Origin of the sequence: Mesorhizobium sp. M0060 (genome assembly GCF_040323155.1) — a bacterium.
In the GTDB taxonomy this organism is placed as follows: domain Bacteria; phylum Pseudomonadota; class Alphaproteobacteria; order Rhizobiales; family Rhizobiaceae; genus Mesorhizobium.
Window position 1 is genome coordinate 111,199 of record NZ_JAMYUP010000008.1, and the last position, 17,786, is coordinate 128,984.

At 62.1% G+C, this 17,786-nt stretch carries 15 protein-coding genes; 5 read left to right on the plus strand and 10 right to left on the minus strand.

Annotation, left to right across the window (positions count from 1 at the left end; genetic code table 11):
• Positions 1–20: 20 nt before the first annotated feature.
• From minC to NKJ94_RS10785, 5 genes are all read right to left on the minus strand, one after another.
• Positions 21–740 (minus strand): septum site-determining protein MinC, encoded by a 720-nt coding sequence (minC, locus tag NKJ94_RS10765; RefSeq protein WP_352524860.1) that lies wholly within the window; start codon positions 738–740, stop codon positions 21–23.
• A 229-nt stretch (positions 741–969) separates the two neighbouring features.
• Positions 970–1,971 (minus strand): substrate-binding domain-containing protein, encoded by a 1,002-nt coding sequence (locus NKJ94_RS10770; protein ID WP_352524861.1) that lies wholly within the window; start codon positions 1,969–1,971, stop codon positions 970–972.
• A 107-nt stretch (positions 1,972–2,078) separates the two neighbouring features.
• A complete protein-coding gene (locus tag NKJ94_RS10775; protein WP_352524862.1) occupies positions 2,079–3,131 on the minus strand; it encodes an ABC transporter permease in 1,053 nt (350 codons plus the stop codon).
• Positions 3,131–4,648 (minus strand): sugar ABC transporter ATP-binding protein, encoded by a 1,518-nt coding sequence (locus NKJ94_RS10780; protein WP_352524863.1) that lies wholly within the window; start codon positions 4,646–4,648, stop codon positions 3,131–3,133. Before NKJ94_RS10780 ends, NKJ94_RS10775 begins: the two co-directional genes overlap by 1 nt.
• Positions 4,645–5,643, minus strand: a complete 999-nt coding sequence (locus NKJ94_RS10785) for a LacI family DNA-binding transcriptional regulator (protein ID WP_352524965.1) — start codon at positions 5,641–5,643, stop codon at positions 4,645–4,647. The genes NKJ94_RS10780 and NKJ94_RS10785 overlap by 4 nt, the downstream gene beginning before the upstream one ends.
• Before the next feature lie 218 nt (positions 5,644–5,861).
• Here NKJ94_RS10785 and NKJ94_RS10790 point away from each other — a divergent pair, with 218 nt between their 5' ends.
• Complete coding sequence (locus NKJ94_RS10790; protein WP_352524967.1) at positions 5,862–5,939, plus strand: hypothetical protein; 78 nt, start codon at positions 5,862–5,864, stop codon at positions 5,937–5,939.
• A gap of 133 nt (positions 5,940–6,072) precedes the next feature.
• Here the strand turns inward: NKJ94_RS10790 and NKJ94_RS10795 are convergent, their stop codons facing one another.
• The gene (locus NKJ94_RS10795; protein ID WP_352524864.1) at positions 6,073–7,179 is read right to left on the minus strand and encodes a glycosyltransferase; all 1,107 of its coding nucleotides are present in this window, start codon (positions 7,177–7,179) and stop codon (positions 6,073–6,075) included.
• A gap of 8 nt (positions 7,180–7,187) precedes the next feature.
• Complete coding sequence (locus NKJ94_RS10800) at positions 7,188–8,747, minus strand: GumC family protein (RefSeq protein WP_352524865.1); 1,560 nt, start codon at positions 8,745–8,747, stop codon at positions 7,188–7,190.
• Between the two features lie 167 nt (positions 8,748–8,914).
• On the opposite strand from NKJ94_RS10800, the gene NKJ94_RS10805 reads away from it, so the two are divergent.
• Positions 8,915–10,228: a VpsF family polysaccharide biosynthesis protein gene (locus NKJ94_RS10805; RefSeq protein ID WP_352524867.1), complete on the plus strand. Its 1,314-nt coding sequence runs from the start codon at positions 8,915–8,917 to the stop codon at positions 10,226–10,228.
• An 18-nt stretch (positions 10,229–10,246) separates the two neighbouring features.
• Here the strand turns inward: NKJ94_RS10805 and NKJ94_RS10810 are convergent, their stop codons facing one another.
• Positions 10,247–11,689 (minus strand): glucosamine inositolphosphorylceramide transferase family protein, encoded by a 1,443-nt coding sequence (locus NKJ94_RS10810; protein WP_352524869.1) that lies wholly within the window; start codon positions 11,687–11,689, stop codon positions 10,247–10,249.
• A 201-nt stretch (positions 11,690–11,890) separates the two neighbouring features.
• On the opposite strand from NKJ94_RS10810, the gene wecB reads away from it, so the two are divergent.
• The 3 genes from wecB to NKJ94_RS10825 are packed head-to-tail and all read left to right on the plus strand — an operon-like array spanning position 11,891 to position 15,169.
• On the plus strand, positions 11,891–13,045 hold the full coding sequence (gene wecB, locus NKJ94_RS10815) for a non-hydrolyzing UDP-N-acetylglucosamine 2-epimerase (RefSeq protein WP_352524871.1): 1,155 nt from the start codon (positions 11,891–11,893) through the stop codon (positions 13,043–13,045).
• On the plus strand, positions 13,038–14,369 hold the full coding sequence (gene wecC / locus NKJ94_RS10820; protein WP_352524873.1) for a UDP-N-acetyl-D-mannosamine dehydrogenase: 1,332 nt from the start codon (positions 13,038–13,040) through the stop codon (positions 14,367–14,369). The genes wecB and wecC overlap by 8 nt, the downstream gene beginning before the upstream one ends.
• Entirely contained in the window at positions 14,366–15,169 is an 804-nt protein-coding gene (locus NKJ94_RS10825; protein ID WP_352524875.1) for a WecB/TagA/CpsF family glycosyltransferase, read from the plus strand. Before wecC ends, NKJ94_RS10825 begins: the two co-directional genes overlap by 4 nt.
• A gap of 71 nt (positions 15,170–15,240) precedes the next feature.
• Here NKJ94_RS10825 and NKJ94_RS10830 read toward each other — a convergent pair whose 3' ends face one another.
• Both NKJ94_RS10830 and NKJ94_RS10835 read right to left on the minus strand, forming a co-directional pair.
• Complete coding sequence (locus tag NKJ94_RS10830) at positions 15,241–16,059, minus strand: isocitrate lyase/PEP mutase family protein (RefSeq protein ID WP_352524877.1); 819 nt, start codon at positions 16,057–16,059, stop codon at positions 15,241–15,243.
• Between the two features lie 269 nt (positions 16,060–16,328).
• Positions 16,329–17,768 (minus strand): lipopolysaccharide biosynthesis protein, encoded by a 1,440-nt coding sequence (locus tag NKJ94_RS10835; RefSeq protein ID WP_352524878.1) that lies wholly within the window; start codon positions 17,766–17,768, stop codon positions 16,329–16,331.
• Positions 17,769–17,786: the final 18 nt, after the last annotated feature.

Consider the following 17,786-nt stretch of genomic DNA (forward strand, 5'->3'; position numbering starts at 1 on the left):
TTTGTGCCTCCAATGTTTTGTTAATTGAGCGGTGCGACGCAAAGTGCGCCGTCCTCGAGAAAAGCCTGGACCGGCCTTCCTCGCGAGGAGGCGTCCATCTCCTCGGCGGTGCGGTACCAGCCGTCCACCGCCAGAAGTTCGGCTTCGTTTTTCCGGCAAAAGATACGAGCCGCGGAATTTCCTGTTGCGCCGGCGAACGCACGTCCACGCAGCGTGCCGTAGACGTGGATCGACCCCCCGGCGATGATTTCGGAACCGGAACTGACGGAGCCGACAATGACCACATCGCCATCGGGGTGAAAGACCGACTGGCCGGAGCGGATCGGCGCCTTGATCATCAGCGAGTTCGGCGCCTCCGGCTCTTCGGTCTTGAACTCTGAGGCAACCTTCGGGTCCGGCTGCACGTAAATCGCGTCAGCGGTGGCTTCCTTGGCGCCAACGAGGAGCGGCGGCAGATCGGCATCAAGAGCAATGTTGCCATCGGCTTCGATCGCGTAGACACGGATCCCGCGCGCCGCGAGCTGTGAGACCAGATCTTCGATCTCGCCCACCTCCGGCTTCAGCATATTCAGGTCGAGCACGACCGGGCGGCCGGCAAAAAAGCCGGGAGAGTTTTCGGTCCAGTGATCCAGGCTTTGCAGCCATTCCCCCAACGGGGCCTCAGGGGTGAGGGTGAAGGCTACAAACGAGCGTGCTCGAAAGCGTATGGACTTGTTTTGGATGGGAGCGACGCAGGTCACAGAGGCGAGTCCTTACTGATTGGTTAAGGCTAGCCCGGCATGGTTAACGAAAAGTTAATGGCGGCTTCCCGAGGCTTCCATTCTTGCTGTTTCGGAGCAGCGACGGTCGATCTGATTGGGCCCTGGATACCCTCGCCGTTGCCGAAGGCCGGCCGATGAGCGAAAACGACGCGCTAACACGGTGCGGAGGTGCCAATTCGATCTCCGCACCGCAATTGCCACGCAATTTTTATTTACCCATCATCTGCTTGGCGTTTTCCGGCGTGATCGCCGTCGTTGCCACGGTGACCGTCGGCTCGACGGATGTGGCGCAATCGAGAAGAACCGACTTTGCCATATCGATCGCCTCCTTGGCGCCCGTCGGATAAGTGAAGGTTGCAGCCCATTCGCCTTCAGCAACGGCCCGGATGCCGCCGGCAGGACCTGGCAGGCCGTCGGTGCCGATGATCTTGATCTGCCCTTCCTTGCCGGCGCCCTTGGCGGCAAGCCGCGCTCCGGCGGCCATCATGTCGTTGCTCGCGTAGACCATTTTGATATCGGGATTGGCCTGCAGCATGGCGGCAAACGCCGTCTGTGCCTTGTCCGGCAGCCAGTCCGCTGCCTGCTCGGCGACGACCTTGATCTTGTCGTTCTTCTTGACGCCGTCCTTGAAGCCGTTGAGCCGTTCCACGGCAGGGGTCGAACTGGGCAGCCCTTCCAGAACGGCAACTTCACCGCCGTCAGGAAGCAGTTTCGTGGCGGTGTATTTGCCGGCTTCGAAGGCGATCTTGTAATTGTCGCCGCCAATAAAGGCCGTGTAGTCCTTGCCCGGATCGCCGACCGTCTTGCGGTCGAGCTCGATGACGGGGATGCCGGCCTCCATGGCCCGCTTCACCGCCGGCGTCAGCGGCGATGCTTCGAAGGGCGATATCAGCAGCAGGTCGACCTTCTGGGTGATGAAATTGTCGACCTGCGAGGTCTGGGTGTTCACGCTGCCGGCGCCATCGGCGATCTGCAAGGTGAACTGGGGCACTGCCTTGGCGGCGGCGGTGAGTTCGTCATTGACGTGCTGGCGATACGGCTCGGCATTGTTGGCCTGAGAAAAGCCGACCACGAATTCGCCGGTCTTGGAGCATGCCTTGACCAACGGGTCCGCAGCTTGAGCCCCTCCAGCGGCTGCGAGAAAGGTCCCGGCAAGCAGACACGTTTGCCAGGCCCTTTGTCTGCTATTGCGTGTGCTCCTGATAACCATGGTTGTTTCCTTCCTGTCGATGCCCTTGGCTCGACTGTTGGTTTGCTGAGCTTCACTCTCCCGACGCAGGGTAAGTTGGGCGTCCGGAGTCTTCCAATGTCGCCCACTTAACGGACCAGACCTTCGCGGCGACGGACGAGGGACTGAAGAACTGCCGCCAGGATGATGATCGCGGCTGTCGCGAGCAATTGCAGGGCGGGCGTGATGTTGTTGAGCTGCAGGACGTTGGCGAGCGCGCCGAGCATGATCGTGCCGGCGACCGTGCCGATCATCGATCCGGCTCCGCCGAACAGGCTGGTGCCGCCGATGACGACCGCGGCGATGGCGGTAAGTTCGTAACCGGCGCCATCATTGGCACTGCCGAAGTTGAACTGCCCTGCATGGACGATGCCGGCGAGAGCGGCCGCAAAGCCGGTGATCGCATAGACGGTGATCTTGACGGCGGACACGGGAACGCCCGAGAGGCGCGCCGCCCGCTCATTGCCGCCGACGGCAAAGACATAGCGGCCAAAGCGGGTGGTGTTGAGAACCACGGTGGCGATCGCCGCAAAAGCGATGAAGACGATGGTCGCCACCGGCACCACATTGTTGAACAGGCGCTCGCCCAGAATGGCAAACACAGCCGGGGCAAGCCCGGGTCCGTCGCCATAGGAGATGTTGATGTATTCGTTGCCCGAGACGACCAAGGCCAGACCGCGCGCGGCCTGAAGGCCCGCGAGGGTCACGATGAAGGGCTCGAGGCGGAAGCGCGTCGAGATCGAGCCCTGAACGGCACCGAAGACCACACCGGCAAGAAGCACGGCAAGGATCGTCGGCACGAGGCCAACGCCGCCATTGATCATCATCGTGGCCGTAACGACACTGGCCAGGCCAAGCAAAGCGCCAACCGAGAGGTCGATGCCCGCAGTGATGATGACGAAAGTCATGCCGATCGCGATGATGCCGGTCTCGGACACGGCGCGTACGATGTTGGCGATGTTGTCCGGGGCGATGAACAGTATCTGTCCGTGCCGGCGCGGCGAGAAGATGATGCCGCCGATCACAACGACCACCAAGCCGATCAGGCTCTGGAACCGAACGATGAGTGCAAGCGGATCGCGCCGCTTCTGAGCTGTCTTGCCGCTCGGCAGGTCGGTATCTGCCGTGCTGGTGTCGAACATCAGGAGGCCTTTCCGGTTGCGGCGGCAAGCACCGTGTGTTCATCGACGCCGCTTTTGAATTCCGCCACGTTGCACCCCTCCCGAAGAACCACAATGCGATCGCACAGGCCAATCAGCTCAGGCATTTCGCTCGAGGCGACGAGTATGCCGAGGCCTTGCGATGCCAGATCGCGAAGCCTGGCATAGATTTCCGCCTTGGCGCCGACGTCGACGCCACGGGTCGGTTCATCCAGCAATAGCAGCCGCGGATTGCCGAGGATCTCCTTGGCAAGCACCACTTTCTGCTGGTTGCCACCCGACAGCGCGCCGACCGGGATGGCGGCATTGCGCGGTCGTATGTCGAATTGGCCGAACGAGCGCGCCACCGCGGCTGCTTCGCGTGCCATCGACATGAAGCCACGCGGCGAGATCCGTCGCAGCACTGACATGATCAGGTTGCGGCCGACGGCTGTGCGCAGCATCAGCCCGCTTCCTCGCCTGTCGTCGGTGACGAAGGCGACGCCGGCCCTGCGCGCAGCTCTGATGGACTCGAGGCGCACGGGGCGATCGTCGACCTCGACGGTGCCGGCCCAACGGCCGGCCAGGCCGGTGCCGTAGAGCGCGCTGAGCAACTCGGTACGGCCGGCACCCATGACGCCCGCCAGCCCGACAATTTCGCCCTCATGTACATCGAGCGAAACCTTTTGGGGAACCTGCCAGCCGGCGCTCGCTCGAACGGGATGGAAACGGGCGTCCTTGAGATGAAGGAGCCGGCGACCTGCCGCGCGTGTGCGTTTCGGGTAAAGTTCCTCCAGGGGCCGGCCGACGAGAAGGCTGACCAGTTCGGCCTGCGGTGCGTCTGGGGCTGTCGTCCCGGCCACCCGGCCGTCGCGCATCACCGTTACCCGGTCCGCGACTTTGGGAACCTCCTCAAGCCGATGCGAGATGTAGACGATGCCCACGCCGGTGGCGCTGAGCTTGCGCATGATGGTGAAGAGCCTGTCCACCTCGCTGACCGTCAGGGCCGCCGTCGGCTCGTCCATGATCAGGACACGCGATGCATAGGACAGAGCCTTGACGATTGCCACGACCTGACGATGCCCGATCGACAGTTCGCCGACGGGCCGTTCGACATCGATGTCCAACTCGATGGCGGTCAGCCGGGTGCGGGCTTCTTCGCGCATGCTTGCAACATCGAGAAAACCGCCGGGGTTGACCAACTCGCGGCCGAGGAAAAGATTGGCCGCAACATCGAGGCCAGGCACGAGATCGAGTTCCTGGAAGATCGTGGCGATGCCGGCGGCCTGGGCTTCGCGCGGATTGGCAAAATGCACTGGTGCGCCATCGATCGTGACCGTTCCTTCGTCAGGGGCGTGCACACCGGATAGGATGTTCATCAGTGTCGACTTGCCGGCGCCGTTCTCGCCCAGCAGCGCATGGATCTCGCCCGCCCGCAGTTCGAAATCGACGCCGCGCAAAGCATGAACACCACCGAAGCGTTTGACGACGCCATTCATGGTCAGGAGTGGCGAAGTCATGCCGGTCTCCCGCAGGATGCGCGCAGGCGCAGCGTCGGCTCAAGGCGAACCGTGCGTCGCTGGCCATCCGGAAGTCCAATCCGCTCAATCAGCAACGCGGCTGCCTGCCTGCCCAAATCGTCGCAGGGTTGTTCGACCAGCGTCAGTCGCGGCTCGAAGTAGTCGGCCCATTCGAAATCGTCGAAGCCGACCAGCGATATGTCCTTGGGGACAGCGAGCCCTCGCTCACGGACAGCGCGCATCACGCCGATCGTCGACAGATTGTTGCCGGTCACCAGGGCAGTCGGCGGCAGCGGCAGCGACAGCAGGGCATGGGCGGCGGCGCTCGCACTGGCGGTGGTCGCGTTTCCCGTCACGACGTAGTCTGGCACAAACTCCAGGCCGTTGGCCGCCAGTGCGGCGCGAAATCCATCGATGCGCTCCAACGTGGTGGCAAATCCCCGCTGTCCGGCAACGAAACCGATGTGGCGATGCCCGAAGGACACGACGTGATCGATCAGCGCGCGGATGGCCTTGAAATTCTCGACACCGACCTGATCAAAGCGATCGTCGGGCAGTCGGTCGATCAAGACGCAGGGCAGGGACCGTTCCGAGAGATATCGCAATACGGCTTGCGGCGCGGCAGAGGGCGCCAGGATGATCCCGTCGACGCGCCGCTGGTGCAGTGCCTGGACGACAGCCAGCTCCTTGTCCGGATCATCCTGCGTATCCGACAGGAACACCATGAGCCCAAGGCGCGCACACTCGGTCTCGACGGCGCAGATGATGTCGCTGAAATAGGGATTTGAAATCGCCGAAATCGCCAGGCCGACGCTGCTCGTCGAGGCTCGCTTCAGCGAGCGCGCGACATTGTTGGGCAGATAGCCGAGAGCAGCGATCGCCTCACTCACCGATCGGGCGGTGGCCGGGGAGACATAGCGGGTTCGATTGACGACGTGCGAAACGGTCGACACCGACACGCCTGCCCTGCGAGCGACCTCAACGATCGTCGTCATCGCGGAGCTGTCGTCCTCGACGTGGTGACGGGCAAGCGCACGCACGCTCCTCCTCGAAATCTTGCGTTTCCCAGTCTCACAATCTTTGAATCCGCCTGGGGCGGCCGTTGTGACTTTCCCAAAGCTAGTGCCATCGAAACGTTTGCGCAACCGGTTTTCTGTCTTGAGATGACTCGCTTGCCGCCGAAATCAGCCAGGACTTCCGTGCCGGCCATCGGCTGCGCCTGGACATCTCCTCGAGCAATTTTCCGAAGGTCGGTGTCATCCGAATACCAGCGCGCCGACCTGGACGGTAACCGACAGCGGGTGCGCAAAAGGCTTTTCTTGAAAGAGCACGGCCGTTGCGGCTGATCGTCGAGAGATTCGCATAAATGAAAGCGCGACCACTCCGATCACATGCCACCGCGATCTGCTGGCCGTGCGCGACAATTAGAGCAAGGCTTTGTACCGATCGCCGATCTTGTCGACTGTGAAATCCGCCGCCCTGCTTTTCAGGACGGCAGCAGGGGTGGGGTGGTCCAGCATTTCGGTCATCGCCTTCGCCAGGGCTGCGGCGTCTCCAACCGGGACCAGCGCACCGAAACGGCCGTCACCGAGAATCTCGCGCGGTCCATGCGGCGCATCGGTGGAGATTACGGGGACACCGGCAGCCATCGCCTCGACCAACACATTGCCAAAGCCTTCGCTGGTGGATGTAAGGACGAACAGATCGGCTGCGGCATAACAGGCTGCAGGATCGTTGACGTAGCCGGCAAAGAGCACGTCCGCGCCTATGCCGGTCTGTTCGGCATAGGCGTACAATTCGGCAGCCAGCGGGCCTTCGCCGAAGATGACAAGCCGGGCAGGGCGGCCGGCGCGCACGGCAGCGAAGGCCCGCAGCAAAGTCCGGTGATCCTTGACCGGCACCAGGCGCCCGGCGGTGGCGATGACCGGGCCATCGCCCATCGCTGCCAATTTTGCCTGCCAGGCATAGGAATTCCCCTGCGGTGCTTCAGCCGGCGGCAGCGGGTTGTTGATGACCACGACCTTGGACTTGGGAAAGCCGCGGGTGACAATGTCACGGCCGACACCCACCGAAACGGCGATGGCTTTGGTCGCGCGCGCTGCAACCAGCGCGGAAAGCCAGATCGCCATCCTCGCGCCGAGGCCGCTGGCAGGCAGCGAGGCAGCGGCGTGGAAGCTTGGAAAGAATTTTGCTCGGCTTCTGGCCAACATAAGCGCCAGCGCCATCACCAGATTGGCGAATTCCGGGGCGCTATAGACCGCATCGGGATCAAGGCGGCGGAACAAATTTGCGCTTCGCACGATGCCTTTCAGCGTCGCCGACTTGGCGTAACCCTCGCCGCGCAAGGGAAGGCCGAAGTCGACCAGATGCACGGCAGCGGAGCGCAGCGCGGCGTTAGGCCCTTCCGCGTTCCAGGTAAAAAGCGTGACCTCGTGGCCACGCGACGCCAGTTCATTTGCCATCAGGACGAATACACGCTCGGCGCCGCCGCCCCTCAGGCTGGCAATGTGGAAAACGATGCGCTTCGCCATGCCCCGCTTCAGGCTCGGCTGGCGGCAAGACCTGATCGGTTCGGCGGCCGGCGCATGTCGCGGACGATGCCCATGCCAATGGCCAGCAGCATGCCCAGGGCAAAGCCTGCGAACGCTCCCACGCCTGCCACCAGGGGAGTGCGCGGGGGCCATGAGCGCCCTGGTGGCGGCACCGCGGTCGAAATCACCTGTACGTTTGTGGTGTCGATCTGCTCGCGCTCGCTGATTTGGCGCGCACGCGACAGGAAGCTCTCATAGACCGCTCTCTTCGAGGCGGCATCGCGTTCAAGCTCACGCAGGGCGACTTCGGACTCGCTGTCGGTGAAAACGTTGCCCTTCAGATCGTTCATCCTGACGTTGAGAGAAGCCAATGAAGCCTTGGCCTTGTCAAGGTTGGCCTTTGCCGTGCCGACGGTGCGCGAGAACTCCGCCCGGAGTTGCGAGTTGACGGTCTCGAGTTCCGTCCTGAGCCTGACAATCGTCGGGTGGCGCGGACCGAAGGTCATGGACTGTGAATCGATCTGCTGCCGCAGGCTGTTTGACCTGTCGCGCAGCGCCGCGAGCGCTTCCGAAACCGTGGGGTCGGGATTGGCCCCATTGATGCCGGATGCAATCAAGGCGTCGTAACTTGACTGCGCAGCGATGACGCGCGATTGCGCATCGACGATTTCGCCGTTGAGCTGCGTCATCGTCTGCGAACTGACGAGCTGGCCATTGCTGGAGGACAGGTTGTGGCTGCGCCTGTAGCTCTCGACCTTCTCTTCGGCAGCCTGCACGTCGCTCTTGAGTTGGCCAAGGCGGCTGTCGAGGGCAGCCGCGGCACGGCTGGCACCGGCAGCTTCGGCCTTGGCGAGTTCTTCCTGGAAGGTTTTGACTATGGCCTGCGAGATCAGGATCGCCTTGGCGGTGGTTTCCGCAGATACCGAGAGGGTTGTGACAAACGAGGTTGGGTCCGCGGTGGCGTCTACCCGGTCCGCTAGGTTCTTCAAGGCGACAAGCCTCGGGTCGGGCTTGCTGCCACTCGCCACAGCGCCAGACGGGGGTGTGCTCCGGTCTGGATCGAAAAACTCTGGATCGTGAGTCAGATTCAGTTCGTCCACCACACGGGAAAGCACGTTGCCCGAGGTCAAGATGCGCTGCTTGCTGCGCGTGCTGAGCAGCTGGCTATCGACCTGGCCCGGTTGCGAGTAGAGGTCGTTTTCCACAACCTGCAAATTGGAAGGGTTGATGAGTACCTCCGTCGTGACGGTGTAACGCTGCTTGCTCAGCAATGCATAGGCGCCGCCGACAATGCCGCCGATTACCGCCAGCATGCACGCCAGAGCGAGGCCGGCCCGCAGCCAGACGAACAGGCGTCGAAAATCGAGCTCGAGGAAATCGCCGATCTTGTCCAGGGTCACCGTCGCGACGGGCTCGGGTGGTTGCGGCGTCACAGGTGCGGAGTTGTGCGCCGCGGCTGGGCCATGCTGTTGCAACATTGCCCTGCGCCGCGCGTTGGCGATTCGCTCGAATGCACTGTTGTTGGAAGCCGTCGCGGAGATGGGGGGTGTGCCGGAACCGGCAGACATGGTGACAACCCTAGTTAAATCATTACGCTTGGCCTGCTCTACAGAAACATCGTTAACATCTTATTTTCCAAGTTGCCCCATTTTACCGCTCACGCTGTCCGTCCGGCGGACGTTGAAGGGATCTCGTTGCCCGGAATGCCGTTTGAATACCTTCACCTGGATGGGCCATGAGCTATCCCGCTGCCGCATCGGAACGATTGTTGTCCAGTCGAGCGCGCCGTCAGAACGCGCTGTCGCTGCTGTTTTTCCTATGCGCGGCCTTCGCGCTCCTGCTTCGCTTTACGGTGTCACCGCAGGTGATGAACATGGTCGTAAACTATACGGCCCAGGGGGGCTCGTTCTACGAGAAGCTGCATTTCGGCACCTACGCGATCTTCCTGGTGCTTGCCGTCGTTCTTTTCAGCCGACCGTTTCTGCTGCAGGGCGACGAAATTGGAATATTCAAAGCGTTGATCCGCTATTCGGTGCTGATGTTCGCGCTGGTGCCCTATCTGTTCGTCACCGGCCGTGCGGGCTCCTCCGGGTTCATCATCGATACTTATCTGGTGGCGGGCGCCGCAGGCCTGTTGATGCTGGCCTTGAACGCGGAAGTGCGGCGGGCGTTGGGCGACGTCGTGCTTGGAATGGTGATCCTTAGCGCTGTGCTCGGCACGATCGAGGCGGTGACTCAACATCGATTTATGCCTTACGGTCTCAACGAACTGCAGTTCAGGCCAATCGGCCTATCGGCGCACCCACTGGCACTAGGCGCGCTCTGCGCCACAGCCATCGGATTCGTGCCGCTGACGCGCTGGCGCATATGGGTGCGGGTGGCATCGATTCTCGTGTTGCTCGTCGGTTGTGCTGCGTCAGGTGCCCGCGCCGCCCTGATGCTCGCTGCCGGAGAAACCCTCATTCTGCTGCTGTTCGTGCCTTGGCCGCGCCTGACTCTCAAGCACCAGCGGCAGGCCAAGTCCGTCGTGCTGCTGTTCGCCCTGGTGGGCGGCGCAGTGCTGGTGGCCATACTGTTTTCGGGCGGGCTGCTGAATCGATTCGGCAACACGATCTTTGACGAGAATTTCATGGCGCGGGTGACGATCTACCAGATATTCGGACTTGTTAGCTGGAAAGACATCCTGTTTGGCATGAACGTCGACGACCTCCTGGCGATCGTCAACGAGAAGCTGCATCTGCCCTTCATCGAGAGCGCGCCGGTGGTCATCATCATGCTCTTCGGCTTGCCGATAGCCGTGCTCTTTATAGTGCTGGTATTCTGGTTCATTTTTCGGCTGCTGCGCGCGGCGCCGCTGCCGGCATGGATCGGCACCATGACATTCCTGCTTGCTGCGCTGTCGAACAACGCGCTCTCGTCAAAAGCGCCGGATATCACGACTATCGTGGTGTTGCTGCTTGCCTATAGAAACGTGCCGTATAGAAACCAGCCGAAGAGCACATCCTCGACCGCTGTCGCATCCGAGCCGAAACTGGATCGGCTTGGATAAGCGCAGGCTCCAGACGCGTCAGCCGGCGCTATCCACAACCTCGACATTGCCTGCGCGATTGAGCGTGTGAATGCCCGCCCGCGCCCATGCCGGCCCCGGATCGATTGGGCGGGGCGGTGCAAACAGGACATCGAAGTCGTCAAGCCGATCCAGCCGCATCAACCCCAGGCCGCCGCCATAGGCTCTAGACCCGTTTTGCACCGGCAGCAGCAAAGCGTCCCCCTGGCGGATGAAAGCGCCGCCCGGCCGAGTGGCCGAGTGGTCGACGGCGACCGGATTGAGCGCATGCGCGACCCAGGGCCCGCGAAGCGCCGGGGCAGAATAGACGGCCATCGTGTCCGACGCGCTGCCGTGACCGAACCGCTCCGTCCCCAACAGCCAAAAGCGACCGTCGGATTCGAGCAGCGTGGCGTCGTTGAAATCCCTGTCCGTCATCAGCACCGTGTCGCGTACCCAGCGATCCGGAAACTGCATGGCACGGTAGAGTACCACTTCGCGCGCCGCAGCACTTTCCGCGATCATGAAAATCTCGCCAGAGCGAGCGAACACCTGCGGATATGACAGGTGATGCGCTTCCTCCAGCACCACCCTCGGTACGCCGAAAGTGCCGTCGGTGCCAAGTTCGGCGACGGAAATCACCCCGCGGCCCGTGGCGTAGGGAAATTCCTCGACAAACAGAAAATGGCGGCCGTCGCGATCGAGAACGAATGGATCGGCGTAGAATCGCTGCCCGTCATCGGCAAGCACGGTGAACGGCTTACCGTCGAGTTGTCCGGTCTCGGCGACGCCTGGCCCGTCGATCAGCCGGTAGGCAACCTGCCAATAGAAGGGGCGCCGGCCGCGTCGCAGTTTTTGCACGGCGCGGTCGACCAGCCCCCTGCCGAAAAAAGGCAGATAGTGCCTGATAAAGCCGCCTTTCTTCAGGGTCGGCGCCGGGCTCTCGGCGATCGGCACAAGTTTGCCCGCGGAAAAGCGGGCGACACATTGGGCAACCAGGGAGATCGCCCCGGCGAGCAGGTCGTTGCTGCTGCGGGACAGCCAGAGCCGATCGCTGACCATCGGCCGCGCCCTGGCGACCGCAACGCCGTCGAGGCGGGTGGTGAGTTCGGGCGATTGCCCGCTCGCCAGCATCTCGGTCATGCCCGCGGCAAAGCTGCTGTGGCCACAAAATTCGAGCGTCAGGACCGGCGTGTCCCGTCGTGCGGCGGTAGCGGTGAGATCGATTATAAGGTCGGTGGGGCCGGTATCGCCGGACGGCAACGGCTCGGAACGGCTTGCCATTGAGGGACCGAAGCGCCGGCCCTCGAGCGCCAGCACATTATCCATCCCGCGTGCATTGGGTGCAGGCGCCGGCGCGCGGCAACTCGAAACCGCGTGTCCAGCCGCACTCAACCGCGCCAGAAGCTCGTTTTCCCAGCGCCGGGATGCGTCGGCGTGGCCGATGATTAAAATATTAGTCAATCCAATATATTCTTTTTCAAGACTATCACTATAGACTACTTGTCAGCCCAACCTTTCACAAGAGTTAACCCGGGAGAACACGGCCTTGGTTGTTAATCATATATTAAGAATTGAGATCACGAAGGCGTTTTCCGGCGCTATTATGGCTCTTGCGGGCAATAGTCGGCATGTCCCGAGGGCTGCAGGCGACCAGGATCAGCGATGAACGTCCTTTCACGTCCAAAACTGCCGTCGAGGCAGAAACTGCTGATCGTGTTCGGCACGAGGCCGGAGGCGCTCAAATGCTTTCCGGTGGCGCGTGCCGCTCTTGCTCATCCAGGTTTTATCACCGAAATATGCATCACCGCCCAGCATCGCGAGATGGTCGACCAGGTTGTCGAGCTGACCGGCCTGCCGGTGCATCACGACCTCGACATCATGCAACCCGGCCAGTCGCTGTTCGACGTGACCTCGCGCGTGCTCCTGGGCATGGCCGAGGTGCTGGACAAGGCGAAGCCCGATATCGTCATGGTACAGGGCGACACCACCACCGCGATGGCCGCGGCTCTGGCTGCGTTCTACAAGCGCATTCCGGTCGCTCATGTCGAGGCAGGATTGCGCAGCCACAACATCAACTCGCCGTTTCCTGAAGAACTGAACCGCAAGATTGCCGGCGACATCGCCACCTGGCATTTTGCGCCGACCGTTCAGGCGCGCGACAACCTCATCGCCGAAGGAAAAGCCGAAAGCACCATCTTCGTGACCGGTAACACGGTGATCGACACGCTGTTGCATTTTTCAGGCGCGATCGATGCCGACAGGCTGATGAACGCGAAGCTCGCCGCCCGCTTCCCCTTCCTCGACCCTTCCAAGAAAATGATCCTCGTCACCGGCCATCGCCGCGAGAATTTCGACGGCGGCATCCAGCGCATCTGTACGGCATTGAAGGGATTGGCGGCGCGCGGAGACGTGCAGATCGTCTACCCTGTCCATCCAAACCCCAATGTGCGCTCGGTGGTCAACGCAGAGCTGGAAGGCGTGCCGAATATCTATCTGGTCGAGCCGCAGGACTATCTGCCGTTTCTGTACCTGCAGAAGCAGAGCTATCTGGTGCTTACCGATAGCGGCGGCGTGCAGGAAGAAGCGCCTTCGCTCGGCAAGCCGGTGCTGGTGATGCGCGAAAATACCGAGCGACCCGAGGGGATCGTGGCCGGCACCGCCCGTCTCGTCGGCACCGATGTCGAGAAAATCCTGTTCAACGCCAATCGTCTGCTCGACGATCCGGCCGCCTATCGCGGCATGGCGGAACGACACAACCCATATGGCGATGGCCGGGCCAGTAACCGGATTGTTGAGGAACTGCTGCATCATGGCTGAAATCAAAACCGTTTCCGTAATCGGCATGGGCTATATCGGCCTGCCGACCTGTGCGATTTTCGCCAGCCGCGGGCTCGACGTCATTGGCGTCGATGTCAACGGAGCGGTGGTCGAGAAGGTCAACCGCGGCGAAATCCACATCGTCGAACCGGACCTCGATGGCTTGATCCAGAAGGTCGTGGCGAACGGCAAGCTCAAGGCCTACAGCACGCCGCAGCCGGCGGACGCCTATATCATCGCCGTGCCGACCCCGATGACCCACGACCATAAGCCGGACGTGACCTACGTGCTCGCGGCGGCACGAAGCATCGCCGCGGTGCTGAAGCGAGGAGACCTTGTGGTGTTGGAATCGACATCGCCGGTCGGCACGACACGCATTATGAACGGGCTGCTTGCCGAGTTGCGGCCCGATCTCAAATTTCCTGTCCTGCATGGCGAAGACGCCGATGTGCTGGTTGCCTATTCGCCCGAGCGCGTGCTGCCGGGAAAGGTGCTGACCGAGCTGATCAACAATGATCGTTCGATCGGCGGATTGTCCCGCAAATCGTCGGAACGGACCGCGGTACTCTATTCAACCTTCGTCACCGGCGACCTGTTCATGACGACGGCCGAAAGTGCTGAGCTGGTGAAACTGACCGAGAACGCGTTCCGCGACGTCAACATCGCCTTCGCCAACGAGCTTGCAGCGGTGTGCCAGGATCTGTCGCTCAATGTCTGGGAGGTGATCGATCTCGCCAACCGTCACCCCCGCGTGAACATCCTCCAGCCGAGCCCGGGCGTTGGCGGTCACTGCATTGCGGTCGATCCATATTTTATCATCGACGCCGCACCCAACAGCACACGGCTGATGGCTTCGGCACGCCGGATCAATTCCGAGCGGCCGATGTCGGTGGTCAGGGATATCGAGGCCTTGCTCGATCCCTCCCGCAAGCAGACGATCGCCTGTCTTGGCCTCAGCTTCAAAGCCAATATCGACGATTTGCGCGAGAGCCCGGCCGTCGAGGTGGTGAAGCTTCTGTCCGATATCCCCAATGTGAAGATCATTGCGGCTGAACCCAACACAAATGCGCTGCCGCATGAGCTCGAGGGCAGAGGCATCGTGTTCACCGACGCACTTTCGGCCATCGACAAGTGCGATATCGTCGTCCTCCTGGTCGACCATCGGCAGTTCAATCTGGTCGACCCCGAAGCGCTCAAGGACAAGAAGCTTGTCGATACAAGGGGTCTGTGGACCTGGCGCAAGGCACGCAAGCCCGACGCCCGTATCGAAGGCAAGAAACCAGAGGTCGCTCAAGTGGCGCTTGCAAGGGAGCAGGCTGCATGAACGTGCACGACGCGGCTTGGGCGCAGCATTCCCTGTTGGCATCACGGCGCCGGGAGTTCCTTGGCGCACCGATCCATGCGCTGACCATGGCCGAGACGCTGGCCATCGCCGACGAGGCGATGACCCTGCGGCGGCCGCTGCATCATGTGGTCGTGAATGTCGCCAAGCTGGTGACCATGCGCCAGAATGCCGAACTGCGCGAGGACGTTGCAGGGGCGGACGTGGTCAACGTCGACGGCATCGGCGTGCTTTGGGGCGCACGTCTGTGCGGCGTCGCGCTGCCCGAGAGGGTGGCGGGCGTCGACATCATGATCAATCTGCTGAGCCTCTGCGCGAAGCGTGGGTTCAGGCCCTATCTACTGGGGGCCGAACAGCACGTTCTCGAAGCGGTTAGAACGAGACTTGCCAAGGACCATCCGAGCCTGGTCATAGCGGGGATGCGCAACGGCTATTTCAAGCCGGAGGACGAGGCCGGGATCGTCGCGGCGATCAACGCCTCGGGCGCCGACTGCCTGTTGGTGGCCATGCCGACACCGCGCAAGGAGCGATTTCTCAAGCGCTACCGCGACGAACTCGCCCCAAGCTTCGTGATGGGCGTGGGCGGCAGTTTCGACGTCTATGGCGGCAAGGTTGCCCGTGCGCCGAGGCTGATACAAGCGGCCGGCCTGGAGTGGCTGTTCCGTGTCGTCCAGGAGCCGCGACGCTTGTGGCGCCGCTACTACGACACCAACACTGCCTATGCAGGGCTGCTCTGCCGGGAGTTCTGGGAGCGTCGCTGGCGCCGAAACGCCGGTTTATAGATTCGCCTACGGCGTGTTCCAGGTGCGCGGCGCCTAATGCCCGGAACGCTGGCTTCGACCCCCTTTCGAACTTAGACCACAGGCTTAGGATCGCGAAGGCTGTTCCACGCCGGAGCGCTTTCCAACGCCGTATATTTCCCCGTTGCGATCTCCTGGCATATTTTCATTAGTGCTCCGCCAGCCGCGCGCGCAAGTGAGCCGCCCACGCTTATCCGCCGTACACCGGCCTCGGCAATCTGCTCGAATGTGAGGCCGGAAACACCTTGGCCAAGGACATGATTCACTGGTGCACTGACAGAGCTGCAAATCTGCTCGAGGGACGCCAGGTCCGGGACGCCCGGCGCATACAGCACCTCAGCGCCAAGAGCTTCGAAGGCCTTCAGGCGGCGAATTGCCTCGTCGAGACCATATACGCCTTTACCCATCCCATCGGCGCGGGCGGTGAGTACGACGTCGTATTTTCGAGCAGCTTCAACCGCCGCCGCTACACGTGCCACTGCCGTATCAAAATCGCGTATTGGCTGGCCGGGGTTTGGTTGTCGATCTTCGATCGAAAGTCCAGCCAATCCCGCTTCGGCGGCAAGCCGGACGGTTTCAGCCACGCCTTCTGGTGTGTCTTCATAACAATCTTCCAAATCGGCAGTGACTGGCATGATCGTCGAGGCTGCGATCTCGGCAGCGTATGCCAAGCTTTCGTCGCGGCCGACTTCCTTTGCCCCGTCCTTCTTGCCCTTCGAAAAGGCGTAGCCCGAAGATGTGGTCGCCAGCGCCCTAAAACCCAGACTAGCCATCATTCGCGCGCCGGCTACGTCCCAGGGGTTGGGGATCAGGAAGCAGCCGGATTTATGAAGAGCGCGAAATTGTTCAACCTTCTTGGATCGGGAGATCACGCTGCCCCTCAGATTTGGACGACAAAGCTGGACCTAACTAATCCTTGTTGATGCAGCTTTTCAATCGTCCGTCCCTGACCCAACTGCGATCTGCGGATTCGTCGGGTCTTTTGCGCTGGTGCGCGACAGCTGGCAGACCGCTCGTGCGCCTCCCTCTTATGGCCCGAACACGCGGAGAACGACTGTCCGATGCGCAAAGAGCCCATTTCCGCAAGCTGCGGCATGTATTTGCAAGCCTAGGAAAGGCCTGCTTACAGATCGCTTGCGAATTATGCGATCCGTAGCCGCGCCCGCAGCTGGGCGACGAATTGCATTGCTGCCACAGGGTGGAACAATGAGGTCAGCCCGAAGAAAACCGCAGCGCCGGCGGTGCCGCCAGCGACAAGCGAGAAGATTGCCGGCACGTCGCCGACCACCATGCTGGCAAGCTTGGCGGCCACCCCCGCGCTGAGCGAGATGACCACCGAAACGCCGATGTCGCGCCACGGCACCGGCACCGGCGTGAGCCGCTCGCTGATGATGATGCAGGTTATGGAGCCCACCACCGATCCGCCCGCCAGCGCCAAAGCGGCGCCGATCTCCGCCATCGGAGGGATCAACAGCAGGGACAATGCGATTGTCGCCACCGAGCCGAAGAGATTGGCGATGATCAGCAGCCACGGCCGCTTGTGTGCGTGCACCACGACGCCATAGACGAAGCTCGTGAGATTGGCACAAAGCACGCTGAAGGCAATGATCGGAAACAGCAGGCCGAAGCGGCCGTGATATTGCGAGGGCAGCATGAGCTCAGTGATATCGCTGCTGAGCGCGACCAGCATCGCTGCAATCGGCAGGCAAAGCCGCATCATCAATGCCATCAGCTGTGACAGCAGCCGACCCGATGCCGCGGGCCCGTCCTCGTCAAACCGGCTGACCACCTCGGGAAAGGCGCCCATGTTGATGGCGTTGGCGACCATGTCGATCGGTTGGCGGGCCAGTGCATAGGCGGCGGCGAAGATCGCCACAGCGCTGGCATCGTAATAGATCTTGAGGAACACACGCTCCGCGCTGTTGAGCCCGAAGCCTACCAGCGCCATGATGATCAGCGGCACACCGAGCGCGAAGAAGTCCCTGTGGGTGAAGCGCGGCGGACCGGCAACGACCCGCCGGGATGCCATGATTCCCGCCACGATGCCGGCAATTAAGGCGCCGAGGCTCGAGCCGAGCGATACCGTCAGAAAGGTATCCTGGAAGATAAGGATGGCGCCGATCGGCAGCGCGAGTTGCAGCAGGGCGCGCAAGGCTTCGAGCATCGAATAGACCGAATGACGCTGCTGCATCTGCAGCACCGTCAACGCGAAGCGGCTGATGGATCCCGCGACCAAATAGCCGCAGACCGCGATCGCGAACTCGACCCAGCGTTCCGGCACGACCACCGCCGACGCGCCTACCGATATGACCAGCGCCAGTGCCGTGGTGGCAAGCAACACCTGCCCGGCCAGCATCAGGCTGCCGCGGCTGACCTCGCCCTTGCCGCCAAGCCTGAGCAAGGCGATGCGCAGCCAGTTTGTGACGGCAATGTCGGTCATTTCGCCGACGGTCACCACCAGCGTGAGCAGGCCATACTCGGTCTGGTCGATCAGACGCGTCACCACGACCAGCAGGAGCAGCGCCGAAATTCGCGTCAGCAGGATCGCCGGAGCATAAATGAGCGTGGAACGGAGCAGCAAAGGCGTGTCCCTGGAAAA

What these genes read in the sequence shown, in the direction of transcription:
- NKJ94_RS10780 (WP_352524863.1), bottom strand. Translation starts at nt 4,648, where the DNA reads ATGACTTCGCCACTCCTGACCATGAATGGCGTCGTCAAACGCTTCGGT.
- wecC (WP_352524873.1), top strand. Translation starts at nt 13,038, where the DNA reads ATGGCTGAAATCAAAACCGTTTCCGTAATCGGCATGGGCTATATCGGC.
- NKJ94_RS10770 (WP_352524861.1), bottom strand. Translation starts at nt 1,971, where the DNA reads ATGGTTATCAGGAGCACACGCAATAGCAGACAAAGGGCCTGGCAAACG.
- NKJ94_RS10775 (WP_352524862.1), bottom strand. Translation starts at nt 3,131, where the DNA reads ATGTTCGACACCAGCACGGCAGATACCGACCTGCCGAGCGGCAAGACA.
- NKJ94_RS10805 (WP_352524867.1), top strand. Translation starts at nt 8,915, where the DNA reads ATGAGCTATCCCGCTGCCGCATCGGAACGATTGTTGTCCAGTCGAGCG.
- wecB (WP_352524871.1), top strand. Translation starts at nt 11,891, where the DNA reads ATGAACGTCCTTTCACGTCCAAAACTGCCGTCGAGGCAGAAACTGCTG.
- NKJ94_RS10825 (WP_352524875.1), top strand. Translation starts at nt 14,366, where the DNA reads ATGAACGTGCACGACGCGGCTTGGGCGCAGCATTCCCTGTTGGCATCA.
- NKJ94_RS10800 (WP_352524865.1), bottom strand. Translation starts at nt 8,747, where the DNA reads ATGTCTGCCGGTTCCGGCACACCCCCCATCTCCGCGACGGCTTCCAAC.
- NKJ94_RS10795 (WP_352524864.1), bottom strand. Translation starts at nt 7,179, where the DNA reads ATGGCGAAGCGCATCGTTTTCCACATTGCCAGCCTGAGGGGCGGCGGC.
- NKJ94_RS10785 (WP_352524965.1), bottom strand. Translation starts at nt 5,643, where the DNA reads ATGACGACGATCGTTGAGGTCGCTCGCAGGGCAGGCGTGTCGGTGTCG.